The sequence below is a fragment of the Microcoleus sp. FACHB-672 genome, from assembly GCF_014695725.1.
Taxonomy (GTDB): Bacteria; Cyanobacteriota; Cyanobacteriia; order Cyanobacteriales; family Oscillatoriaceae; genus FACHB-68.
On the sequence record NZ_JACJOU010000010.1, the window covers coordinates 15,087 to 39,169 of the forward strand.

19 protein-coding genes are annotated in these 24,083 nt (G+C 46.8%); 10 read left to right on the plus strand and 9 right to left on the minus strand.

Annotated elements, in window-relative coordinates; all coding sequences use genetic code 11:
* Positions 1-291: 291 nt before the first annotated feature.
* Complete coding sequence (locus tag H6F56_RS06225) at positions 292-1,362, minus strand: TIGR03032 family protein (protein ID WP_190665999.1); 1,071 nt, start codon at positions 1,360-1,362, stop codon at positions 292-294.
* A 245-nt stretch (positions 1,363-1,607) separates the two neighbouring features.
* Positions 1,608-7,307 (minus strand): choice-of-anchor I family protein, encoded by a 5,700-nt coding sequence (locus H6F56_RS26180; RefSeq protein WP_190666000.1) that lies wholly within the window; start codon positions 7,305-7,307, stop codon positions 1,608-1,610.
* A 442-nt stretch (positions 7,308-7,749) separates the two neighbouring features.
* On the opposite strand from H6F56_RS26180, the gene H6F56_RS06235 reads away from it, so the two are divergent.
* Both H6F56_RS06235 and H6F56_RS06240 read left to right on the plus strand, forming a co-directional pair.
* Entirely contained in the window at positions 7,750-7,989 is a 240-nt protein-coding gene (locus tag H6F56_RS06235) for a hypothetical protein (protein ID WP_190666001.1), read from the plus strand.
* Positions 7,990-8,161: 172 nt separating this feature from the next.
* Positions 8,162-9,124, plus strand: coding sequence for a protochlorophyllide reductase (locus H6F56_RS06240; protein ID WP_190666002.1), 963 nt, complete (start codon positions 8,162-8,164; stop codon positions 9,122-9,124).
* A gap of 149 nt (positions 9,125-9,273) precedes the next feature.
* On the opposite strand, the gene H6F56_RS06245 is transcribed toward H6F56_RS06240, so the two are convergent.
* The 4 genes from H6F56_RS06245 to H6F56_RS06260 all read right to left on the minus strand — a co-directional run bounded on the left by H6F56_RS06245 (position 9,274) and on the right by H6F56_RS06260 (position 14,574).
* Complete coding sequence (locus H6F56_RS06245) at positions 9,274-9,864, minus strand: hypothetical protein (RefSeq protein ID WP_190666003.1); 591 nt, start codon at positions 9,862-9,864, stop codon at positions 9,274-9,276.
* Positions 9,865-9,898: 34 nt separating this feature from the next.
* Positions 9,899-12,871, minus strand: a complete 2,973-nt coding sequence (gene pruA, locus H6F56_RS06250; RefSeq protein WP_190666004.1) for an L-glutamate gamma-semialdehyde dehydrogenase — start codon at positions 12,869-12,871, stop codon at positions 9,899-9,901.
* 249 nt (positions 12,872-13,120) lie between these two features.
* Positions 13,121-13,669, minus strand: a complete 549-nt coding sequence (locus tag H6F56_RS06255) for a Uma2 family endonuclease (protein ID WP_190666005.1) — start codon at positions 13,667-13,669, stop codon at positions 13,121-13,123.
* Positions 13,670-13,980: 311 nt separating this feature from the next.
* Positions 13,981-14,574 carry an SH3 domain-containing protein gene (locus H6F56_RS06260; protein ID WP_190666006.1) on the minus strand — a complete coding sequence of 198 codons (594 nt, stop codon included), beginning with the start codon at positions 14,572-14,574 and terminating at the stop codon, positions 13,981-13,983.
* Between the two features lie 218 nt (positions 14,575-14,792).
* Here H6F56_RS06260 and H6F56_RS26760 point away from each other — a divergent pair, with 218 nt between their 5' ends.
* Together H6F56_RS26760 and H6F56_RS06265 are read left to right on the plus strand one after the other, a co-directional pair.
* A complete protein-coding gene (locus tag H6F56_RS26760; RefSeq protein ID WP_255513688.1) occupies positions 14,793-14,915 on the plus strand; it encodes a hypothetical protein in 123 nt (40 codons plus the stop codon).
* A gap of 384 nt (positions 14,916-15,299) precedes the next feature.
* On the plus strand, positions 15,300-15,641 hold the full coding sequence (locus H6F56_RS06265) for a hypothetical protein (protein ID WP_190666007.1): 342 nt from the start codon (positions 15,300-15,302) through the stop codon (positions 15,639-15,641).
* Between the two features lie 570 nt (positions 15,642-16,211).
* Here H6F56_RS06265 and H6F56_RS06270 read toward each other — a convergent pair.
* The 3 genes from H6F56_RS06270 to H6F56_RS06280 all read right to left on the minus strand — a co-directional run bounded on the left by H6F56_RS06270 (position 16,212) and on the right by H6F56_RS06280 (position 19,178).
* Entirely contained in the window at positions 16,212-17,618 is a 1,407-nt protein-coding gene (locus H6F56_RS06270; protein WP_190666008.1) for an NAD(P)(+) transhydrogenase (Re/Si-specific) subunit beta, read from the minus strand.
* A complete protein-coding gene (locus tag H6F56_RS06275; RefSeq protein WP_190666009.1) occupies positions 17,615-17,908 on the minus strand; it encodes an NAD(P) transhydrogenase subunit alpha in 294 nt (97 codons plus the stop codon). Before H6F56_RS06275 ends, H6F56_RS06270 begins: the two co-directional genes overlap by 4 nt.
* A 115-nt stretch (positions 17,909-18,023) precedes the next feature.
* On the minus strand, positions 18,024-19,178 hold the full coding sequence (locus tag H6F56_RS06280; protein ID WP_190666010.1) for a Re/Si-specific NAD(P)(+) transhydrogenase subunit alpha: 1,155 nt from the start codon (positions 19,176-19,178) through the stop codon (positions 18,024-18,026).
* A 1,275-nt stretch (positions 19,179-20,453) separates the two neighbouring features.
* Between H6F56_RS06280 and H6F56_RS06285 the strand changes: the two genes are divergently transcribed.
* From H6F56_RS06285 to H6F56_RS06310, 6 genes are all read left to right on the plus strand, one after another.
* Positions 20,454-20,987 carry a DUF2808 domain-containing protein gene (locus H6F56_RS06285; protein WP_190666011.1) on the plus strand — a complete coding sequence of 178 codons (534 nt, stop codon included), beginning with the start codon at positions 20,454-20,456 and terminating at the stop codon, positions 20,985-20,987.
* Positions 20,988-21,102: 115 nt separating this feature from the next.
* Positions 21,103-21,240, plus strand: a complete 138-nt coding sequence (rpmH, locus tag H6F56_RS06290; protein ID WP_190666012.1) for a 50S ribosomal protein L34 — start codon at positions 21,103-21,105, stop codon at positions 21,238-21,240.
* Positions 21,241-21,284: 44 nt separating this feature from the next.
* On the plus strand, positions 21,285-21,713 hold the full coding sequence (rnpA, locus tag H6F56_RS06295; protein ID WP_190666013.1) for a ribonuclease P protein component: 429 nt from the start codon (positions 21,285-21,287) through the stop codon (positions 21,711-21,713).
* The gene (locus H6F56_RS06300) at positions 21,685-22,077 is read left to right on the plus strand and encodes a PH domain-containing protein (RefSeq protein WP_190666014.1); all 393 of its coding nucleotides are present in this window, start codon (positions 21,685-21,687) and stop codon (positions 22,075-22,077) included. The genes rnpA and H6F56_RS06300 overlap by 29 nt, the downstream gene beginning before the upstream one ends.
* A 216-nt stretch (positions 22,078-22,293) precedes the next feature.
* Complete coding sequence (gene yidC, locus H6F56_RS06305) at positions 22,294-23,442, plus strand: membrane protein insertase YidC (RefSeq protein WP_190666015.1); 1,149 nt, start codon at positions 22,294-22,296, stop codon at positions 23,440-23,442.
* A gap of 8 nt (positions 23,443-23,450) precedes the next feature.
* Entirely contained in the window at positions 23,451-23,945 is a 495-nt protein-coding gene (locus H6F56_RS06310) for a protein jag (RefSeq protein WP_190666016.1), read from the plus strand.
* Positions 23,946-24,083: the final 138 nt, after the last annotated feature.

Below are 24,083 nucleotides of genomic sequence, written 5' to 3' on the forward strand. Positions count from 1 at the left end.
TGTTAGCAGTTAGTCGTAAAGTATTGATTTACCACTTACCTTCGCTAACTCATTTCTTATACAGATATAAAGACGCCTATCCCTGTACAGCTATAAAAACTCAATTCGAGCCGATTATGTTGCCAAATTGGCAGGTTTTTACACAAAAATATGCTGGCTGCTTATCGAATAATTAGTTATGACCAAAATAAAATTCTGTCAATCTAAAAAGAGATTGGCAAAACGGTTGATATTAGGGGATCAGAGGATTAGGGACTGTGCGGTGTTAGGAAAAATTTTGTAGGAAAAAAATTAAATAGATTGGATGGGATCAAGGGTGATTAGCCGGCTGATTTCGTCTGTCTGAAAGCCTAATGCCATTGGTTGCCGCACTTTGGGTAAGATTTGGATGTCATACAGTTCGGCAATCAGTCCTTCAAACCGCAACCAGTGAACAATTGTGCCGGTGTTTAGGTTGATTATTAGGAAGCCGCAGCGAGGTTCTGCATCTTTGGCGATTAATTCTTGATCGAGGGCTAGTCCAGAAAAGGTTTTATCTTCGCTTCTTGGTTTTGACAGCCCAACGATGGCATAATCTTTCCAGAAGGCTAATCCGCGAAGATAGCCGGGACAGAAAGTAATGGGTTCAAATTTTCCGCTTTCTATATCTGCATAACCGAAAAAGCCGGTGCCTGAATTTAATAACCATAATTTATCCCGATACCACCGAGGTGAGTGTGGCATGGATAAGCCGGCTAAAATAATTTCGTTAGATTCTATGTCAATGACGCAGCCACTTGCTTGTCTTCTGTCTCGCCATCCGTCAATAACATCAGATTGACTGACAGTCGTAACAAAACGGGGTTTTCCTTCTACCATTGCCAAGCCGTTGAGATGGCAACGATCTTCATTGACGATTTTGGAAATAAACGGAGGTTTCCACAGAGGCGTGCAACTGTTACGCTCGCTTACGGTGGCTAAGCAATTTAATAGAGTAGAGACAAAAAGTATTCTGCCGGCACTATCTACGGCAATATCATGAATATCTAAGTCGCCGGTTGTATAAGCAATTCGGGGAATATAAAGTTTATCGCGCCCTTCATAAAGTTGGGAGGCGGAAAGTACGTTATCTAACTGCCAAAGTTGATATTTGGTACTCAAATAAAGGCGTTCTGGTGTGGCGTAAAGTCCCATTGCTCGATTAAACAAACGCTCAAATCCAGAAAATTCTCCTTCTGATGTGACGCCAACAAACATCAGGCGTGAGGTTTGGTAGGTTGTGAAGGCAAGGCTGATATGTTCTTCTTGCAACCAATCGAGAAACTGGCGGGAGTAAGTGGTTTCTAAGGATTGAGCGGTTGTTGATGAAATATTTTGATTCACCCTTAAAATTCTCCCATCAGATTTTATTTTAAAAGCTGGAATTAGGGAAATAAGATTTTGCGATTTTTAGGGCGTGTCAGCCGGCAAGCAGGTTGTTCGGTGCGAATTTAGTATACATTATTTTAGTGAATTTGATGAGTTACTGCTAGAGCCAGATATTTAAAATTGTCGTCTGTATAAAACGTAATCGGGTGGATAATGCCTTTGCTTGACTTTATCCACCCGATTATTGATGCTAGGTTTGATTAGATGAGAACGAAATCACCGGCACTAATTGAGTTAGCCGGCAACCCGTTGACTGTGGCGAGAAGTTCGTCCCCAACACGAATCAACGTATTACTGTCTGAAGCCGTGATGGTGAGGTTCTCGAAGGTTAAGCCGGCAGTTAAGACAAAGAAATCTTCACCGGCTGTAAAATCCGTGATGGTATCGCTACCGGCACCTTTGCTCAAAACAAAGCGATCACTGCCGGCACCGCCTGTTAAAGAATCATTGCCTAAATCTCCGTTGAGAATATCATCACCGGCACCGCCTATCAGCGTGTCATCTCCTTTGCCGGCATACAGACTATCATTGCCATCACTGCCATCTAAAAGATCCGCACCCGCGTTGCCATAGAGTACATCGTTGCCGCTATCCCCGCTCAGGGTATCATCTCCCTGTCCGCCACACAGCAGATCTGCGCCGGTATTGCCGATGAGAATATCATCGTCTTTGCCACCGTGAAGGCTATCGTCACCGACACCGCCATCGAGAATATCTTTTCCACTGTTGCCGCTGAGGTAGTCATTTCCCTCACCGCCAAACACGGAGTCATTGCCGTGATCACCCAGCAGCACATCTGCTCCGATATTACCTTTGATTAGGTCATCATCTTGACCGCCATGAATGGTGTCGTCTCCTTCATTGCCATCAAGGGTGTCACTACCGGCATTCCCGTTGAGGTAGTCGTTGCCGGCATTTCCTAAAATCGTGTCATTACCTTGTTCACCAAATAGGAAGTCATCGCCATCTTGTCCGAGAACCGCATCATTTTCTTTACCGCCAAAGATGACATCGGTATCGTTGCCGCCATCGAGATAGTCATTGCCGGCATTGCCAAATAGAATGTCTATGCCGTTACCGCCGATGACATTGTCATTACCGCGATTACCGAAAAGCCAATCACTGCCGGCAAACCCGTAAATACCTTCTGCGGCTTCTGTGCCGGTTAGGCTGTCATTTGACTCCCCACCATTCAGCGTTGTTTGAACTAAATTGACGTTGGGGATAATCGTGATGCCGGTGCCAAGGTTCCCTAGATCCGGAATACCGGGAGTTGGGGTTGGCGTTGGATTTGGGCTTGGTGTTGGCGTTGGGGTCGGATTTGGTGTTGGCGTTGGATTTGGCGTGGGAGTTGGATTTGGTGTTGGCGTTGGCGTTGGGGCAGTTGCCACCTGATAAACTGTCGTTGTGCCGCTAACTTCATTCGCAACCGCCAGCAACGGTTCACCTGTGGGACTGTCTTCGGCTGAAATAAACTTCAACCCTTCCGGAGAAATATCGTTTCCGGGTTCGCCGGTAAAATCATTATTGTTGAGGTATTGAGCGAACTTTGGCGCGGTTGGATCGCTGATATCATAAACCATCACCCCACTGATGCGTTCTAAGGCGATGAAAGCATAAGTGCGTCCCTCAATCACGCCTGTGACAACGCTTTCGGGTTCTGGCCCTTTGTTGTCGCTGCGGGAGTCAAAACTGCCGGTGTCGCCATCAGAATTAAACGCTTCTGGTACTAACTCAGCGGTTAAGCGTTCAAGATCGTTGCCGCTGTCATAGATAAGAGTTCCTTCGGTATCCCAAATTGAGAAGGAACGACCGCCAGAGGCATAAAGTTGGTCGTAGTCGCCATCCCCATCAGTATCGCCATTTGCGGTTGTGACAGTTAGCCGGCCTAAAGCGTCTTCTGCCTGTAGCTGTGCGGCATTCGGGAAAGCAATCGGATCGAGGGTTAAGTCTGCAATTCTTGCTTCTTCACTGAAGCCATCATAATCACGGCTATCCCCTTCGTTGGCAGTGATCAAATACGTTTGACCATTCACTTCAAATGAGCTGATGGCATCCGGTTGATACATCCCAAAAATCGGCCAGTTACGGATATTAATTCCGCCATCTTTATCGCTGGCATCTAACCCGTTATTGAGGGTAATTAATGCCAGTGTTGGATTTTGAGGTTCGGGATTGGGATTTAACGCGCCGGTTAAGGAATCAAAGCCGCCTTCTAATTGGAAATCATTGTCATTGACAACAGCAATGGTGTTTTTGTCAATGAATGCTAATCCTTCTGCTTTGTCTGCAAAGTCGTAGCCGACTTTAACCAAATCGACATACAATTCTTTGCTCACCGGGACAATATTCGATGCGGAAAGTTGATCGGTTGTCAAGCTTTCTAAGGAACCGGCAACGCTAGCATCTAAGGTTGTGAGATTAGTTGCACCGGCTAAATTAATTTTGAATACCTTTTTATCAGTATTCGCGCCAATAGCATCATCTCGCTCAATGACGAGAAATTCTCCATTGCCAACAGCTACTGCATCTCCCAAGCGATCCGCTGCGCCGCCTTCTAAGCGGTACAGATATTCGCCGGTAGTGGTGTTAGTTTCCGTGTCAAATTCTAAAATTCGCAGATTCAGGGATTTTTTTGCATTGCCATCATTCGCAACATCTGGATTATCCAACGCACTTTGAATGAAGGCATAAATTTTGCCATCTTGATAAGCAATCGCTTCAAATCCCCGATTTGCTCGTCGTTGTGCGTAAACTGCCGGCAACGCTTCTGTGCCAGTATTTTCGCCAGATCCTTGAGGAACAAATCGCTCAATTAACTTGCCATTTGCATCAAAATGATAAAGGGAAGGACGATATTCATCTACCATCCAGTAAGTGTTATCATCCGCTTTGACAATGCCTTCAAGATCCGCACCCAAAGGATCGAGTGATAACTGATTTCCGAATAAATCAATGGGAAATTCATCAGAATAAGCCAAGCCATCAGTGCCGGCAAGATTTGGCAAGCCGGTGAGTGCAGTTCCATCTAATTTTGTTAAGCCAACCCGATCACTAATTTCAACGGTGCCAGTTGTTTGATTTAATTCAAAACGAATCCACTCAGGCTGGAAATTTGGCAGCGCGAAAGGACGTTCGTTAATTCCATCCCCATTTGTATCAACCGGCTCTGCATTCGGGCCACGATCCGTGTGAGTGATAAACTGTAAGTTGCCGGTTTCTGGGTTCTTCCCTTCATAGAATAAACCAGAAAAACCACCCAGCAAAATATTATTACCGGCTTCTGTTGTTCCCAGTGTCGGCAAGTTAGTAAAGGTAAACTTTTCTAGCTTGCCGACATGATTCTTGAACCCTAAAGGTAAGATATCAGCAATCTCATTGGTTGTGAGATCAAGCTTTGCAATTGCATTGTTTTCTTGCAGAGTAACCCAGGCAGTGGTTGAATCCTCAGAAACTGTAATGTATTCTGGTTCAACATCTTGAGCGAGGGTGGCATTTGGCCCAAAAAGGCGGAATCCCTCTGCTTTTAATTGATCAATCGGTGTGTTAATCCCTGTAAATGAAGCTGTATTTACGGAGGCATTGTCCACGCCATCAGAAAGGTCAATAATACTGACAGAACCTTCTGGATCGTTCGTGTAATCATCGCTTGGTTCGCCTTCATTTGCCACCAGCACCTTTGTACCATCTGGGGTAAAGGTTACCATATCAGGCAGCGAACCAACGGTTACCGAGTTTAAAAAGGTGCCGTTTGTATCAAAAAAGACAACACTGCCGGCTGCTTGCTTATCCGCATTCTCTACTGCTACCGCAACAACGCCATTGTTGACAGCGACGCTATTGGCAACTGCACCATAAGGCGTGACATCAATTTCAAAATCCTTAACCAAATTTGTCGGATCAGAAGCACTCAAAACATCAATGACGGCAGCTTGCGCGTTTACCACAAATAAGCGCTGTGTGGTTGCGTCATAGGCAACAATTTCAGCCGCACTTTCACCGACAACTCCACTGTCGTAAGTGCCTAGCGGCGTAAAGGTTAAAATGCCTCCCACCGGCACATCATCTTCGCGTGCAGCAAGATTCTGAATGCGCTGATCTTCACTTGCCGGCACATCTGCAAAGTTGAAGTTTCCAATACTTTTCAGGTAATCGGATAAAGCTTTTTGCTGAGTGCCAAAAGTATTAAAATTGGCTGTCGTTTCTGCCGGCACTAAATCGAGCCGGTTTGAGGTTGCCGCAAACTCTGGGAAGGGGTAACTATCACCGCCGCCGGCTAAGAAATTCAGCGTCACAATGCGAAATGTCCGATCTGGATCGCCAATCACTTCCCCATTTTGCACAACCGTATCGATTGGGTTGCCGGCATCATCTTTCACTACCAAAGTTTGCACCCGATTGCCAGCCGGTAAACTCGGATCAAAGCTAAATGCCATCCCCCCAACTTGCGGAAATTGACCGGGAGTGACGCCTTCTGCGGTGGCAGCAACCCCATGTTCAATGGTTTGCAACAACTGTTCGGCTGTCAGCGTTAGCAGGGTGAGTTGGTTGTTAAATCTCAGAGAGTTTTCAATATCAAGCTGAGACACTTCGCCGGCTTCTTTTCCTGCTAGTGGATTGGCAAGCGGAGGAATTTTTTCTCCCGCAGTTGGATCGGTTCCTGGTGCCGCACTCACTGCACCAATAGAGTCACGGATACCCCCGCTATTCTTAATAGAAATGACCGCAGATGGATCAACTTGACGAGCAGCGAATAAGTTGGCATCGGCTGTCAGGTTTCCTAAATTAGTTTCTTGTGTTCTAACATCATTTCTCGCACCGTTGAGAAATACGTCTGTTTCGCCGAAGATATTACTATCTTTCGTAACGATAATTTCTTCCAAGGCATCCGTAATCGCCACAACTTCCGGATCAGGTTCTGGATTGCCCAGATCCGTAACGCCTTGTTCGTCTGTTGCATAAGCGCCACTAATTTCTGGATCAATACTTTCGGGAATTAATACCCCGTTATCGTCAAATTCTGCAACTAATCTGCCGACATATCTGTAATTAGCAGCGGTGTTAATAATGGCAACGGGTTCGCCACTGGCAGAAGTTTCTATGATAGGATAAACACCCTCGACAGCATCTCCAACTCTGAGGCGATCTGTTTCATCTGCCAAGAGTGTATGAGAACCGCCGGCAATAATTACATCGACATTTTGCAAGCGAGAAGCCAGCTCAACTTCGATATTTAACTGCTGCATATGCGCCAGCAGGATAATTTTGTTAATGCCCTGCGCGACTAAGGCATCGATAGCCGGTTGAATCGCAGCGGCAAGTGCATCATAATCTTCTTCATTTTCCGGTAAAACTCCAACGCCACCAGGGGAAGAAATGTCAGGTAAAAGAGGTGTTGTCGCACCAATAATACCGATGGGTTGTCCTTGAACACTAATTACTGTACTTTTGGCGATGCTGTTAGGCAGAGGTGCCTGTCCATCGGTAACGACAAATTTTGCTAAGTTGCTGTCGCTACTAAAATCTAGGTTGGAACTGAGGTAAGGAAAAGCAGTGCCGGTGTAATTGCCACTTTTCCCAATTAAGGAAGCCACCGTTGAAGTGCCGAGATCAAATTCATGGTTGCCAAAAGCAGCAGCTTGAAACCCTATCTCGTTAGCGATGGCAATATCGCCTCGTCCCGCGCCTTCTCCCCCTAATTCGTCGCGCAAACTGCTGTCGCTACTCGCCGCCAGAAACGGCCCCGGTATGTAATTGTCTCCTGAGGATAAAATCAGGGTTTGTTCAGCAAATTCAGCTTTCAGCGCGTTAACAACGGCTGAAAATCGGGGCGCATCTTCCAGCGCAGCGATACCACCTTCTAGATCGGAAGCGTGCAATATCTGTAGTGTAATTGCCATTTTTTATTTCCTTGAACAGGAATGAAAACATTATTTGTTTTGTTCGCTCAGTTGATACGCTCTCATTGGCAGCTAAAGAAATGGTTATGTTTAAGTTAAATCTATTTAAAATTTATATTATAATTAGATACTCTATTTTTTTAATTAAATACGTCTATAAAGCAGTTTTAAATCATTTCTTACAATTTTTCAATAAGATGTTTGAGGCGCTAAGTAAATAGGAATATTGAGCATAGGTGAAAAATTTTAAATTCAAAGCACATAATTACGCTACAAAAAAATCATCATATGGAGCTTGTTATATAAAGTCACTACAAAACTACTAAGTCAAAAAGCTTCTCCTGCCCAAGTTAAGAAACTTTATAAAAACAAAATCTTGTCTTGTAATTAGGTTTGATATTGATATACTATTAACCAAAAACATTAGAATATGGTTTGAAAAATGCATCTACAAATGCGCGGCTATTCAACCATTTATCTAGGGAATGTGATTACTAATTTCATTGATAATCAGGATGTGATTGATTTAATCGAAGCCCTAACTTTTAATCAGCTTAATATTATTCAAGGAACGGGTGAAGCTGCCGGCAATACCGTCATTCAATACCAGGGGACTGGAGAGTATTTAGCTGTTTTACAAAATGTAGCTGCCGGCACAATTACGGCGGCTGATTTTGTTTGAGTGCATTCAAAAATTCACTGAATTTTACCCGCTCAGTGTGGGGCGCGACTCAGGAACCTTAGATTGCCGGCATTGCCAAAACGATCCAAAACATTTTCATCCCCATCTGTCAGGCAGTCCATTGACATGAGATCCTAGAGAAAGTCAACACGGTCAATAGAGTCTGAAGACAATGGAACAGAATCGGAAGTCAACGGTTGTCATCACCGGCGCATCCTCAGGGGTTGGCTTGTATGCCGCGAAAGCGCTTGCTAAACGGGGATGGTACGTTGTGATGGCTTGTCGGGATTTAGAAAAAGCCCAAAAAGCTGCCCAAACGGTGGGAATGTCCCAGGATAGCTACACCATCCAGCACATCGATTTAGGCTCCTTGGATAGCGTTCGGCAATTTATCAGCAATTTTAGAACACTGGGCAGACCGCTGGACGCTTTGGTGTGCAACGCCGCCATTTATATGCCTTTGATCAAAGAACCATTGCGAAGCCCGGAAGGCTATGAGTTGACGGTGACAACCAATCACCTTGGGCATTTCCTCATGTGCAAAATTATGCTGGAGGATATGAAGCGATCACCGGCTGAGGACAAGCGGATGGTTATTTTAGGAACCGTCACCCACAACCCGGATGAATTGGGTGGGAAGATTCCCCCACGTCCAGATTTAGGTAATTTAGACGGTTTTGCCGCCGGATTTAGAGAGCCGGTTTCGATGATTGATGGTAAAAAGTTTGAGCCGGTTAAAGCGTACAAAGATAGCAAAGTTTGTAATGTTTTGACGATGCGAGAACTGCACCGGCGCTATCACGAATCAACTGGCATCACCTTCACTTCCCTCTATCCGGGATGCGTTGCCGACACGCCGCTATTCCGCAACCACTATCCGCTTTTCCAAAAAATCTTCCCTTGGTTCCAAAAAAATATCACCGGGGGATATGTGTCTCAGGAATTAGCCGGCGAACGAGTTGCGGCGGTAGTTGCCGATCCTGAATATAAACAATCTGGTGCCTATTGGAGTTGGGGAAATCGCCAAAAGAAGAATGGCACCTCTTTTGTTCAAAAAGTCTCTCCCCAAGCCCGTGATGATGAAAAAGGCGAACGGATGTGGGATCTAAGCGCCAAGTTAGTTGGACTGGCGTAAGCAGACTTTAATTGAGTGCTGTAGGTAAACGCAATTAAACAAGCCGGTTTCACTCGTTAGCACGGGTGAGCCGGCTTGTTTATTACTTAAAAAGTTTTCAGTGCCGATGATTGCAACCAGTGATGCAGTCCTTAAAATTTTCAGCTAATTTAATTTAAATAATTCACGCTGTCCAGTGCTGTCAAATAAAATTTCCACTCACCGTTATCTTTTCTTAAAGTATGGATAATTACTGTTTTGTTATCTCTAAAAGCTGGGCCTTTTATCTTTGTTGTGGTCTGAATTATTTTGACCTTTGCTTCATTCTGAGCTAGAGTTAGAAATTCCATGTCGGTAATTTCATATTTTAAATCGTACTGCTGAAAAAGTTCAGTCAACACCTCTACTGTTAGGGAATATTGGGGAGAGCTTTGAGAAATTGTTTTCATATAAACATCTATATTTTCTTCATTTAACGCTTTAGCTTGTAAGTCAATAACAGATTTAATTTTTTGCTTTTCTGATTGACTTTGTTGTTTTTGAGCTGTGTAGTTGTCAACTTTTCTCTCTTGCGATAAATGTCTTGTTTCAACCCTTGCGTCTGCCTGGAAAGCAACTGCCAACCCTTGAAGCAGCAGGAATAAAAGAGTGCTAGCAGTTAAATAGAAGGGGTTGCTTTTCTGATAAATCATGTTTTTAGGAGATAGATTGATGTGTATAAAATTTAAACCACAGATAAACACAAATGATATTAAATCCATCTGTGTTTATCTGCGTTTATCTGTGGTTAATAATCTAATCCACACCCTCAATCGGCGCAAACCCTTGACGCTGGATGTTCTCCGTTACCGTTCGAGGTTCGAGGAATTGTAGCAAGTAATCTGGGCCACCGGCTTTGGAACCAACGCCGGAAAGCTTGAACCCACCGAAGGGTTGACGCGAGACAATTGCGCCGGTGATCCCCCGGTTGATATAAAGATTACCCACTTCAAACTCAACTTCTGCCTGTTGAATATGGGAAGGCGTGCGAGAATAAATGCCGCCGGTGAGGGCAAAATTCGTGCCGTTTGCGAGATTGATTGCTTCTTGGAAATTCTTCGCCGGCATCACAGAAAGCACCGGCCCGAAAATTTCTTCTTGGGCGATTTTAGCAGTGGGTGACACGTTCGTGAAAATCACCGGCCCGATAAAATATCCCGTACCGGGTGCCGGCATTTCTAAGGCAACTTCAGCTTCTGTGCGCCCCTTCTCAATATAATCCCGGATGCGCTCATAAGCGTTGGCATCGATCACCGGCCCAACTTGGGTACTTGGTGCTTCTGCTGGGCCAACATTCAGCGAACGGGTTGCTTCAACTAAGCGCTGCACGAAGGTATCATAAATCGGTTCCAGCACAATTACCCGCGAACAAGCTGAGCATTTTTGCCCACTGTAGCCAAATGCCGAATGCACTACACCGGCAACCGCTTGATCCAAGTCCGCACTCTCATCAACAATAATCGCATTCTTGCCGCCCATCTCTGCAATCACCCGTTTCAGGTGTTTTTGTCCCGGTTGCAGAATTGCGGCGTCGGCGTAGATTTGGCAACCCACTTCTTGAGAACCTGTGAAGGTAATCATGTGAACGTCGGGGTGCTTCACCATGTAAGAACCGACGCTAGAACCTTTACCGGGGACGTATTGGAAGACACCTTTGGGGATACCGGCTTCTACAAGAATTTCGGCTAGTTTTGCCGCAATTACCGTTGAAACCTCCGCCGGCTTTAATAAAGTACAGTTGCCGGCAACCAGAGAGGCAACCGTCATGCCGGTGGGAATTGCTAACGGGAAATTCCAGGGAGAAACAATCAGCGAAATGCCGCGCGGCTGGTAATTATAGCGGTTGGTTTCGCCGGCAATATCATAGTGATGACCTTGTTCCAGCCGTTCCATTTCATCCGCATAATACCGGCAGAAGTCAATCGCCTCCGAGACTTCCCCATCACACTCCCGCAGCGGTTTTCCGACTTCAAACAGCATCCAAGCAGACAGTTCATGCCGGCGCTTTTCCATCAATTCTGCCGCCTTTCGCAGTACCCCAGCGCGTTCCCTCACCGGCGTTTTTCGCCAACTGGGAAACGCATCCTTCGCTGCTTGAATCGCTTGCTGTGCCTGTTCCACAGACATCAGCCCGATTTTACCAATCACTTCACTCGGATCGGAAGGATTGATAGAATCCACCATTTGTGCAGTATTTTGATATTCCCCATTAATCAGCGGTAAATAGGTTTTACCCAGCTGCTGACGCACAGTTTGCAGCGCTTGCTGGGCTTCTTGCCGCAATTTGGCATTGGCATAGTCGGTATCCGCGACATTGGGGAAGACTGGGGAACCGCGATGGATTGAGTCTTTGCCATTGGGGGAGGGCGGCGCTAATAATTCCTCAATCGGGCGATCTTCCATGTTTTGCCGCAAGAAAGAACTATTGGCGGTATTTTCCAGCAGCCGGCGAATCAGGTAGGCCATGCCGGGGAGAAGATCGCCGTAAGGACAGTAAACGCGGACGCGATAACCTCGATCTGCTAAGCCTTTCGCCAGTTTATCGCCCATGCCGTAGAGAACTTGCATCTCAAACCGGCGCTTAGGAATATTCAGGGTTTCTGCAATTGCCATCGCCCGCGCTTGGGTTCGCACGTTATGGCTGCCAATCGCGGCATACAGATATTCGTGATTTTCCAGCAAAATTTGGGTTATTTTCTCAAAATTGGCATCCGTTGCCGCTTTATCGTTGTAAACCGGCTGCGGCCAATCTTTTTGCAGGGCTTTAATCGTTTCCTGATCCCAATACGCCCCTTTTACCAAGCGCACGGTAACGGGATTGCCGCGCTGTTTTGCCCACTCAATCAAATCCCGCAAGTCTTTTTCACTGTCGCGCAGATAGCCTTGGATGGTGATGCCGATATCTGTGCGGTTGCGGAATTCCGCTTCCATGAGGATTTGCTTAAGAATTGCCAGGGTTAAATCTTTATAGCAATACTGTTCCATGTCAAAGTGAACCGCCGCACCGGCTTCCTCGGCGTGGCGCAGCAGCGTGCGGATGCGATCACTCACCCGTGCTTCACTTCCTTTGGGATCGAGGGCGTCAAATTGCGAATAAAAGGCGGTTAACTTGACAGATACCTGAACTCGGGAAATATCTTCGCCATCTGCTTGATCAATGGCCGGCACGGTTGACCACTTTTTCGCCACCTCACTGAGCTGGCTGATCAGTTCTAGATAGCGATCTAGGTAAGATTGGGCCTCAATTTCCGTAATCACGGCTTCGCCTAACAAGTCAATCGTGAACGCCATTTTATCCTTACGCAGGCGTTCAATTGTCTTGATCACTTCCTTAATATTTGCGCCGGCAATGTACTTATGCGCTAAAGTTTCGACGGCTGTGGATACGGTTGTTGCCGCCACCTGTCCCGCCATCGAATCGCCCCCGCTAAAATTCATCAAGCCTTTGAGGGCGGCGGGCAGTTCCACTTCTTCAGCGGTTAGGTATTCTTGCAGGTGATGGGCAATTTCCGGTTTGCTGCGGAGTGCCGGCAAGCAGTCAATAAAGCGAAACAGTTGCACACGCAAACCAGGGTTACTCATCGCCCAAGCTAGCAATCTATCATCCGGGCGCATTTGGTCGCGGATCTGGGCAAAAAAGGAACGATTTTCTTTCGTTGCGGCTAATAGTTGTTTCGCAATTTCTTGGGTTTTAGCTTCGTAGGTGCTATTGGATATTTGTACGACCACAGCGGGAAGACTCCTAGTTCTGGGTGAGGCGTTTGTTTAAAACTTTCTCTTCTCTTCCATTGTGGCGTTGCACAGCCCAATTCAGCCACTCAATATTTATTAATTTATATAAAAACCAAAGATAAAATGAGACGTAATAAATGAGTGATGAAAAATTTGCTGTAGCTTTAACTACACTCGAATTATGATAAAGCTCACCAGGGAAAAAGCAATATTTAAAATATCTTCTTAAAGATTCGAGCAAGTCTTTCAACCGAGTAACTGTTGAACCGGCACCTTAATATCTGGAAAAGCCACCGGCACAATCTCTCCGGCTGTCAACGTTACCGTTTCAACATAGTCACCATTAACAGGTTGGCGAAATACATTAAGCTGCCGGTGTTTCAAATCCACAACCCAATATTCTGGAATTTCTGCGGCGGCGTAGGTTTTTCGCTTAACATCCAAATCTTTAACAAGGCTGATATTAGAAAACTCAATCAACCAAAAGATATCTTCGGGATAAGGATGATGTTGGCGATAGATTTGCCCAAATGGTTTAACAATTGCGAGATCGGGTTCCGGTTCTGAGTTGTTAGGCAAAGTGATGGGACGAGCTTCTCGAACTCTGGCACTCTTACCAAGAAGATTACTGAGATATTTGCCAACTTCGTCTCCAAGATAAGCGTGTTCTAAACCCTCTGGGGGCATTTCAATAATTTCTCCATTCAATAGTTCAACGTGCCGGCTTTCTAAAAGACCGACTTCTATCATACGGTGATAGTCATCCACCGTCCATTTAGCGATGGTTACAGTCATTTTGAATCTCCAATTAGAGGATGATTGCAACCGGCACATTGATCACAAGCAGAGTAGCCGGTTGGTTGTACAACTATTTTATCCTTTGCCTTTGCTACCGGTTAAGTTGGCGTGTCAATACCTGCCGGTTCTCTCAATGCTGGAATGTTAAACACCTTGCCTATTTAAAGCGATAGTCCGGCAGTTCGGCAGCAGTTTAAACACCGGCAATCACCAACATTCACAATTAGCCTGGGGTTTGAACCCCAGGCACGTTTCTCTGAGGGAATCTCCAAAGATTACCAGCTCAAAAAGACGTTTCTAACAACCGCTTACCGGCAGAAAATCAGCGTATTAGCCGGAATAAAACCCGTTACCGGCGCGGAAATGGGCACCCAGCCGCTTGCACCGCGATTCACAATCGTCACACGCTGAAGATTGGCTAAATTACCGAGAATAGGGCTGTTTGTCGAAGGAGACTGCCGCACACTCACCGCCTCAGCCGATGTGATTTGCCGACAATTGTCACCAGTTGTTGAAGTTTGGTTGGGCGGTACAGGTTGATCGCAAGTGCCGAGAAATTGGCCAAACACATAACCTTTTTGGGGAGATGAAATCAACACCCAGCCATCATTGCCAACACTATCGACAGTCAGCAGCGTTCCTTTCGCAACTGAGCCGGTGATCGGGCCATTTGGGCTGGAACGAACGTTGAGATCACTGGCATTTGTATTCACCCGCCGGCAGTTGGCTTGGGCGATCAGTTGATTTGTACCCTGATTCTGAAGTGCTGCTTGTCCGGAGGCAGAAGACTGGCTGCCTTGTGGCTGCGTGATGCCGGCAGATGCGGGAACGGAAAAAGTGCTGACAGACAGGGACAGCGAGGCAGTTACCGCGAGGGAAGTTTGCCAAAGATTCATTTTCATAAGAGAAAACTCCAAATCACACCAAAAGGATCTTGCCTTGTATTTTATAGCTCCTGAGGGGTGACAGGCAGAGGTGCGCGGGATTAGAGCAATTCCTGGGGCCGGTGATAATAGATGCAGGGGAGAGGGAGACGGAGAGAATTGCCCTCTATGCCCCATGCCCATACCTTTAGGTTGGCGAAGCCTTGCCCCATGCTCAATTCCCAATCCAATTTGCTATGAATGAACAGCGTTTGCAAGCTTACTCCGATCTCATCAACGCCCTGCTGACTTGTGAGAATGGCGAGGAAGGGGCAATTTTGAACAACCATATAGATTTGGTGGATGCGGAGTTAGTGTAGGAAGAAAAAATGAATCAAAGTAATTCTGCAAATGTTTATAACAACAGAACTTAGGAAAAAAGGCAGGAAGATTTATAACCAGCAATTGCTGCTTATCAGTAAGCTTTATGGCTGGAAACTTATACGACTATCGGCAAAAAAGTTGGTAGAATAACCTTGTCGGCAGGCCCCCTTTCTTCTCACAAAAATTTCGCCTCGATTCAATTCTTGCCAAAAGTCTCCAAGCTGCAACCAACTGATTTTAACTTCTTACTGTTCAAAATATTTAGCTTTGGCCGGCAGCGGCAAGCGATAAACCTTTCAGCGATCCTCAATCCTGAGCAGCTTTCTATGCCATTGGCAAATAAGTTTGAACAAAATCCTTAAAATTTGGAGAATAACTTAATGGAACCCACTAAGGTCATTGCTGAATTTCAAGACTGGCTGCAAAACCATCCTGAATACTTTCTACCGGCAGCTTGGCAAGATTTGCCTCAACTCGATGAAAATCTTGCAGAAGCAGACGATGATGAGTTGTTTCCCATTGCCATGACAATCAGTAAATGGTGCAGCCGACACAATCTCGGAGAAAAGCTAAGACAGAAGGCAAGTCAGGGCAAAGATATTGATGATCCGCAGGCGATGGATAACACGTTTACAGAAATCGAAAATATCACTCAAACCCTGCGTCAGAGCGTCCAAACTTGCTATGAGCAACTGAAGAAAAAAGCTCAAGAAGAACAATAATGACAATAGAAATATTTGATAAAATTTACAGAAATAGCTATATCAAATATTTGCTTGTTGCGTTCATAAAGTTTTAGTTGTTGAGAAAAATTTAATTAAAAAATCAAAATGATTACGGAACAAAACTTAAATGATTTTTGTAACAGAATGGAAATACGGCAACACTGGTTGTTACCAGCTCTCATCGCCTTTCTCAAACTAAATTCGGTTAAAATGAAGGGCATTTGAGCGAGTGTGTCTCACGCACCCGACAGGATTTTGCTTCGCAAAAAATAGGTCTCAGTTAACCGGATTTGCTATTAGATGGATTAGGGACAGCCATTTGAGTAGTAGCAAAGCATTCGGGCAGAGCAATTAAAAGGCATCGCCTGATTTTTGTCCCCAAATGCTAGCGCTAACGCGTCGCGGAGCAAATGCCCAGACTCCCTCACTTCAATCGGAGTTGCTATAGCTTTACAAGTGCTTCTGCTTGTTAACCAGAGTCTGCCGGCATAAAAAAATAGCTTGCCTCTCACAGAAAACCTAGGAAGCAAGCTATTTCTTCTTCGGACAAATTACCGGCTTGTTGCCTTACAGGTGCTTCACTTCAGACACCAACTTAGCAACCGCATCTTTCGCGCTGCCAAATAGCATCATTGTCTTTTCCTTGTAAAACAGCTCATTCTCAATGCCGGCAAACCCAGCACTCATGCCGCGCTTAATCACGATCGTATGCTTCGCCTTATCCACTTCCAAGATAGGCATCCCATAGATCGGACTGCCGGCATCGTGACGCGCCGCCGGGTTCACCACATCATTCGCCCCAATCACCAGCGCCACATCCGTCTCATCAAACTGGGGATTGATGTCATCCATATCATAAAGCTGCGGATAAGGCACATTCGCCTCAGCCAGCAACACATTCATGTGTCCCGGCATCCGACCGGCAACGGGGTGAATGGCATACTTGACTTCCACACCCAGCCGTTCCAACTGATCGGCCAATTCCCGAACCGTGTGCTGTGCCTGGGCGACTGCCATCCCGTATCCCGGTACAATCACCACAGAGCGCGCATAGCCCAACATCATCGCCGCTTCTTCGGGATCGACGCTGCGAACCGTCTTGTCCCCAACATCCCCACTGGCACCGCCAGCAGCAGCGGAACCGCCCCCGCCAAATGCACCAAATAGCACACTTGTCAAGGAACGGTTCATTGCCTTACACATAATCTGGGTCAGAATTAATCCCGACGCCCCAACCAGTGCACCGGCGATGATCAGCATATTGTTCATCACGATAAAGCCGGCCACACTTGCCGCAACCCCAGAATAAGAGTTGAGCAGTGAAATCACCACCGGCATATCGCCCCCACCAATCGGCAGGACAAACATCACACCCAGCACCAGCGAAACTGCTGTCAGTCCCAGCAACACCGTAGTATTAGCCGGTGTCACACACAGATAAATACTGCCGGCAAGTAACGCCACCAACAGCAGCGCATTCACAGGTTGCTGCAAGGGGAACGTAATCGGCGCACCCTTAAGGATGCCTTGCAATTTCGCAAATGCAATCAAACTGCCGGTGAACGTAATTCCGCCGATCAACACGCCCAAAATGATCGTGATGTTGGCATCAAGCGGCACCACATCCGAATGACTGCTAACGCGCCAGTATTCACCAACCGCCACCAAAGCCGAAGCAGCGCCGCCCAAACCGTTCAACACGCCCACCATCTGGGGCATATCTGTCATCGCCACGCTCTTGGCCATGATCACGCCCAAAATCGAACCGATGATGATTCCAACCAGAATCATCTCGTAGTTCAATACCGAACGCTCTAGCAGGGTTCCGACGATCGCGATCAACATCCCAACTGCTGCCAGCACATTGCCCTGACGCGCCGTTGCCGGTGAACCCAACTGTTTCAAACCAACAATAAATAAAGATGCTGCAACTAAATAGCTCAGCTGAATGCCTGAGGGAAGAAAATCGCTCATGCTTTCACCTCTTTTTTCTTAAACATTTGCAACATCCGATCAGTCACTAAAAAGCCACCAACCACGTTAATGGTGGCCAAAATAATCGCAATCAAGCCCAAAATCACTGTGACATTCCACTCGCGATCGCCGGCAATCAGCAGCGCCCCGATCACCGCAATCCCTGAAATCGCATTCGATCCAGACATCAAAGGCGTGTGCAGCGTCGGAGGCACTTTATTAATCACCTCAAATCCCACAAACGACGCCAAAACAAATACAACTAAACCGGCAATCAATCCTTCTGCCATATTTCTCCAAATTCTTTTCCATCAAATCGCTGTGTCTGTAGGGGCGGGTTTAGAAACAAATGTTCAGACAACAGCTTCACGAACAAAACCCGCCCTGACTTGTCAAATTTCCCGTTTAGCTAACCGACGAATGCTGAGGGCTAGACGCCAAAGCGTCCCGCACCCGCTGATTGCGAATCTCGCCGGCGTGCGTCACACAAGTGCCGCCGGTGATGTCATCCTCAAAATTCAGCTGCATTTGGCCATCCTTAATCAGGTATTGCAGCAACGTCAAAATATTTTTGGAATACATCTGAGACGCGTTCACCGGCATCGACGCTGGCAAATTGATCGGACAAATAATCATCACACCATTGTGATTGACATCTTTCCCGGCTTCTGTATAAGCGCAGTTACCGCCCTGCTCGGCAGCCAAATCGACAATCACAGAACCGGGGTGCATTTGGTCGATCATTTCTTCCGTCACCAACCGGGGCGCTTTCCGCCCAGGAACCTGTGCCGTTGTAATCACCACATCGGCATTGCGAACGTGTTCGCCAATGGTTTCCTGGGTGCGCTGCTTGGACGCTTCAGAAATTTCTTTGGCATAACCGCCGGCAGCTACGGTTTCCTCGTTTAGCTGCACTTCGACGAATTTCGCCCCCAAGCTTTGCACTTCTTCCTTCACTGCCGGTCGAATGTCAAACGCTTCCACCATAGCACCCAAGCGGCGGGCGGTTGCAATCGCTTGCAAGCCTGCAACACCGGCACCGATGATAAATACTTTGGCCGGTTTAATTGTGCCGGCAGCCGTGGTCAGCATCGGGAAAAACTTGGGCGAAGCTGCTGCCGCCAGCAATACTGCCTTATAGCCGGCGACCCCAGCTTGGGAAGACAAAGCATCCATGCTTTGCGCCCGGCTGGTACGGGGAATCATCTCCATACTGAACGCCGTCACTCCCCGGTTCGCTAGCTGCTGCACCATAAACGGATCTCCCAAGGGATTGAGAAACCCTATTGATACAGCGCCTTCTCGGAGGCTGTTCACTTCGCGCTCTTTTGGGGGACCCACCTTAACCAGCACGTCTGCTTCACCCCACAGCGCCCCGGTATCCGAGATAATCTTTGCCCCCGCCTCTTCATAAGCAGAATCGGGGAAAAACGACCCTTCACCCGCGCCGGCTTCCACCCAAACCTCTAAACCCTGTTTCACCAACCGGGCTACAGCGTCTGGAACCAAGGCGACACGGTTTTCACCCACTTCAATTTCTTTTGCAACGACTATTTTCATAAGCTCTCCAAATCTCTTTACGCTTGGGCAGTTATTGCCATAAAAACTTTGACTCGATAGGATGATGCGTCTCGCTTTTTTTAGCCGAGTCAACAAACTTTCCCAACTCTGTCAATTTCTGTATCGCCGCTGGCGTTGCGTGTCTTCTTGGAAAAGCTCGCTCGATTTCCCGCACGGCATTCAGACACACTATAAAACATTCATTTGTTTTCTACCTCACCTTGCACCTGCGCCCATCCACCCGCAATTTGAGGTGGCTCTCAAGTTAATCACAAAGCGAGCGATCATTACAGTTGGGCACCTTTGCCTGATAATTTCTCTAAACAATTCTCTTTCCCTTACTCATTCCGCAAACTGCTCTAGATGCTGCAATAAGCCTTTGTCTGGGAATATGCGCGTGATTCATTCCTCGCTTTGATTTTCAGATTGTTAACTGAGTTTCTCAACTGTAAAGCTACGGGCATCGGCTTAAAGAGATACTTGACCGCTGCCGGTTGAATTACAGCTATATTACTAATATTTTACAAAGCGCGTCTAAAACAAGAGTGACTTTTTGCATACTATTTTGATCCCCAAATAATCCGCAGAATTTTTAACTTATCTTAATAGACTGACTTCTATACAAGCTTTGGTTCTTTTTCTGGTATTACCACATGACCTTGATCGCTATCAAGCTGCTTTCCCGCCGATTGAATTTTTCAAATGCTTAGCAAATCAGGGGTGACAGCCACTTTTCTTTTTTTTACCCTCGTGTGATTGATCTGCCGGTCTGCCCATGACTGTCTTAATTTTCCTAATAATAAAAAATTCATTAAATTTCTGAAATTGTATTAAGAAGCCTTAAGCTATTTCACACACTGCTGAGCGGAACCACTTCTGAGGGTTTGACAGGTTTGATTACACACGGTATCTTCAATTAGTTTTCGTGGAAATATTTTTATGGAAATTTAGGAAGAAATGCCATACCTTATAACCCTTAATATCCGGTCATGCTAGCGGACGGAATGGAAGTTATGGAACTTGTGGCAGTGGTAGCTCGTCAGGGGTGAAGAATCTCACCATTTTTCAAGGGATTTACGCACAATTGACAAAAATCAGGGCATCGAGGCAGATTTCGGATTTAGAGTATCTGTTAAATACCGAATTTATCCTCTAAACCCGTCGATCTTTCAGAATCGGTGGAGTAAGTCCTGTCTCATCGATTCAGAAACAGTAAAGTTTAGTAAACTATTTACCAACTCTTTCACGAGTCCCTGCAAGTCAGGGATCAAGCCTATGGTCTTTAAAGTAGCCTCTACGCGACGTTTCTTGTCGGCAATCGCCATCACCGGCTGTCTGTTTACCGGATTGCCTCACCTCAGCAGCTTAGCGCAAGGTTTACCCGGACTGACTTTGTTCGGCGGCCCTAAGCAGGAAAACCAGCTAAACTTCCGGTTAGACTATGGCGCAGCCGGCGCGTGGGATCGCTATCGGCTGAGGATTGGGGCGAAGAAACTCGACTTGGCTGTGTCGCAGTTCGCCATTAATTATCCCGATCACTACGAAGGTTCATTTGATAAAAAAGCCGTTAAGGTGATTGTCGATAAAAAGGAAATACCGCTGCAAGATGTGGTCTGGGATAAAGAGAATTACTTGATTGAAATTTTTCCCCAAGATCCGATTCCCGCCGGCAACAATGTTGAAATCGTCCTCTCAAATGTCCAAAACCCAACCAGGCGTGGGATGTACTATTTCAATTGCCGGATCATCTCCCCAGGGGATGTTCCACTCCTGCGCTACCTAGGCACCTGGGTTTTGACCATTAGCTAATCAACACTTTCCAAAATAAACTCCACGCTTTGTGGGGTTTATTTTGACATTTAGGTGTAATATTAGAGATTGTGACTTTTTTATGCGTAGATAGGCAGGCTCGGAGTAAAATTCTATGACTCAGCGCACCTTGGGCGGGACAAGCCGCAAAAGAAAGAGAGTATCAGGTTTTCGAGTGCGGATGCGGACTAAAAACGGGCAGGCGGTGATTAAAGCTCGCCGAACCAAAGGACGCTATCGTTTGGCAGTGTAGCGGGTTGTTAGCTGCTTAAATGAGGGAGCGAAACAACAAGCACGGTGTTACCCAAAGAGAACCGACTCAAACACCGGCAAGACTTTAACGCCGTATACCGAGGTGGGCTTCGCCGCACAGGCGGAAATCTCACGCTCAGAGCGTTGCGGCGTCAGCATGCTTGCCAAAAAAATGCTAAGAATTCTCGTCAAGCAGCCCTGCCGGCGGCACCAACCGCTGACAAACCCACTCGCATTGGCATAACTATCAGCCAAAAAGTAAGCAAAAAAGCCGTGATCCGCAACCGGATTAAGCGGCAAATTCGGGCAGCCTTACGCGAGCTTTTACCCCACCTATCATCAGGTTGGGATTTTGTAATCGTTGTTGGGCCGGCAGCAATAAAGTGCAATTACGGTCAATTTCTGCAAGAATTAGAGCAGTTGTTGGCACAAGCAGAGGTACTAAATGGGCATTCGAGAGGAAGTCTACTTTGAGGGTGGCCCTCATATTGGAGATTTGATCGTGAATATCCTGTTGGGGTTAACAATTATCTGCTTGCCCCTAACCATTGGAGCGACTGTGCGGGCGCTTTGGCTGCGCTACCGCATCACCAACCGCCGAATTTCTGTAACCGGCGGTTGGATGGGACGAGATCGCACCGACATTATCTATTCAGACATCGCAAAAGTGGTGACAGTGCCCCGTGGCATCGGTATTTGGGGAGATATGGTCATCACGCTAAAAGATGGCAGCCGCTTAGAACTCAGAGCAGTTCCCAAGTTCCGAGACATTTATGCCTACATCAACGAACGGTTATCTCCCAAGGCACAGCAAGTAAGTGGGGCAATCGGTCGTTAAAATAGTTGAGTGAGTTTCGCGTTGAGCCGCCAACACCCAGTAAAGGTCAGCACAAAGTTGTTACCCTTTACTAAACCAACTAAAAACCTTAGCAGCACACAACGAATACTAAAAAACGCAGGCGTTGTAATTGTGCTGATTTGCTTTTAGGCTGGCTAATATTGAAGCTAAGTTAAATTCTGAAAACTTCAGAGCGCACAGGTTGACATAGAACGAATGGACTTTGGTGTCGGGTTTCTTTCCAATAACGTTATGCTGCCGATCCTGGATTTTTTCTACGGGATCGTGCCCAGCTATGGTTTAGCCATCGTGGCTCTGACGTTAGTTATTCGCTTGGCCCTCTTTCCCCTGAATGCCGGATCTATTCGCAATATGCGACGGATGAAGGTAGCTCAGCCGGTGATGCAAAAGCGGGTCAAAGAATTACAAGAGCGTTACAAAGACAATCCTGCCAAACAGCAGGAAGAAATGCAAAAGGTCTATCAAGAATTTGGCAACCCGCTAGCCGGCTGCCTGCCTTTGCTGATACAAATGCCGGTGTTATTTGCCCTGTTTGCGACCTTAAGAGGGTCGCCATTTTCTAACGTAAATTACACCGTCAATTTGGAAATCTTCCCTCAAGAACAGATTGAAAGGATTGTCCCCCAAGCCTTTACAACGCCTCCCCAAAATATTTATGTAGCAGATGGCGTACACGCGCCGGTGAGTGCGCTGCTTCCCGGGGGAAATAAGCTCACGGTTGGTGAAAAAACCAAGCTAGAGTTTCAGACAGTCGAAGGCAAACCCCTAAAGGCGCTGCTGACAGATTATCCTGAAACCAAACTCGCTCCCACCTGGCAAGTCACCAAAGGCGAAGAGCGGGTACAAATTGGTGAAGATGGAACTCTTCAAGCCGTAGAGCCTGGGGAAGTGACGATTCAAGGCACTCTTCCAGGTCTGGCCGCTGACAAAGGCTTTCTATTTATCGAAGCCTTGGGCCGCGTGGGCGCTTGGGACGAAGATGGAACCCTCCACTGGGATATTCTGGTGATGGTGCTGGGATTTGGGGTTAGCTTGTATATTAACCAGCTACTCTCAGGACAAGGCCAATCTTCTGGTGGCAACCCTCAGCAAGAAACGGTAAACAAACTCACCCCGATACTTTTTTCAGGGATGTTTCTGTTCTTTCCGCTGCCGGCTGGGGTGCTGATGTATATGCTCATTGCCAATATCTTTCAGACTGTCCAGACGTTTATTCTGTCACGAGAGCCTCTGCCGGAGAACCTGCAAAAGCTTGTAGAGGCTGAAGCAACGGCTGCTGAGAGCGGTGGCAAGGAACGGGAATCACTTCCCTTTGAACCGGGCCGTCCTAAGAAGAAAGCTTAATGGAAGCTATGAGCGATCAGACAAAGATGATACGGGGTCAGGAGTGGTTGGAAAAACTCCTGAAGCTAGCTGCTATCCCCTCAACCGTAACAGCCGAGCCAAGTCCAGAAGGTTTGGCAGAACCGGGTAGCTACTGGTTAACGGTTGAAGAAAAGCACCTAACGCCCCAACAAATCGAACTTTTGATTGGGCCTGATGGTGCGGTGATAGACGCCATTCAGTACCTGGCCAACAGCATCCTGAACATCGGTCAAGAGGAGGATCAACAAGCCTCCTATACGATAGAGTTGCAGGGCTATCGAGTTCGCCGGCAAGCTGAACTCCGTGAAATGGCAGATCGGGCAGCCCAACAGGTGCGCCAAACCGGCCAAGAATTTGAGATGAGCGCCCTTTCTGCCGCCGAAAGGCGGCAGGTTCATACCTTTTTGAAGGAGTGTGAGGATTTAGAAACCTACAGTCGAGGGCAAGAACCCGATCGGCGTCTCGTTGTGCGTCTGCGCTGAATTCAGCAAACAGGCAGCAGCGTTAATACCGTCTGCCGGTGGAGACAAACTTATTGCCCGCTCTAGAGTGTAGGAACCAGCGAGTCACAAAGCTGGCTGGTGTGGGTGGGTTGAAAAGGGCACTCCTACACCGTTGAC

Bases quoted from the DNA above. Each gene is read 5' to 3' on its own strand.
- H6F56_RS26180 (WP_190666000.1), bottom strand. From the start codon at position 7,307: ATGGCAATTACACTACAGATATTGCACGCTTCCGATCTAGAAGGTGGT.
- H6F56_RS06235 (WP_190666001.1), top strand. From the start codon at position 7,750: ATGCATCTACAAATGCGCGGCTATTCAACCATTTATCTAGGGAATGTG.
- H6F56_RS06240 (WP_190666002.1), top strand. From the start codon at position 8,162: ATGGAACAGAATCGGAAGTCAACGGTTGTCATCACCGGCGCATCCTCA.
- H6F56_RS06245 (WP_190666003.1), bottom strand. From the start codon at position 9,864: ATGGATTTAATATCATTTGTGTTTATCTGTGGTTTAAATTTTATACAC.
- H6F56_RS06255 (WP_190666005.1), bottom strand. From the start codon at position 13,669: ATGACTGTAACCATCGCTAAATGGACGGTGGATGACTATCACCGTATG.
- H6F56_RS06260 (WP_190666006.1), bottom strand. From the start codon at position 14,574: ATGAAAATGAATCTTTGGCAAACTTCCCTCGCGGTAACTGCCTCGCTG.
- H6F56_RS26760 (WP_255513688.1), top strand. From the start codon at position 14,793: ATGAATGAACAGCGTTTGCAAGCTTACTCCGATCTCATCAACGCCCTG.
- H6F56_RS06265 (WP_190666007.1), top strand. From the start codon at position 15,300: ATGGAACCCACTAAGGTCATTGCTGAATTTCAAGACTGGCTGCAAAAC.
- H6F56_RS06270 (WP_190666008.1), bottom strand. From the start codon at position 17,618: ATGAGCGATTTTCTTCCCTCAGGCATTCAGCTGAGCTATTTAGTTGCA.
- H6F56_RS06275 (WP_190666009.1), bottom strand. From the start codon at position 17,908: ATGGCAGAAGGATTGATTGCCGGTTTAGTTGTATTTGTTTTGGCGTCG.
- H6F56_RS06280 (WP_190666010.1), bottom strand. From the start codon at position 19,178: ATGAAAATAGTCGTTGCAAAAGAAATTGAAGTGGGTGAAAACCGTGTC.
- H6F56_RS06285 (WP_190666011.1), top strand. From the start codon at position 20,454: ATGGTCTTTAAAGTAGCCTCTACGCGACGTTTCTTGTCGGCAATCGCC.
- rpmH (WP_190666012.1), top strand. From the start codon at position 21,103: ATGACTCAGCGCACCTTGGGCGGGACAAGCCGCAAAAGAAAGAGAGTA.
- H6F56_RS06300 (WP_190666014.1), top strand. From the start codon at position 21,685: ATGGGCATTCGAGAGGAAGTCTACTTTGAGGGTGGCCCTCATATTGGA.
- yidC (WP_190666015.1), top strand. From the start codon at position 22,294: ATGGACTTTGGTGTCGGGTTTCTTTCCAATAACGTTATGCTGCCGATC.
- H6F56_RS06310 (WP_190666016.1), top strand. From the start codon at position 23,451: ATGAGCGATCAGACAAAGATGATACGGGGTCAGGAGTGGTTGGAAAAA.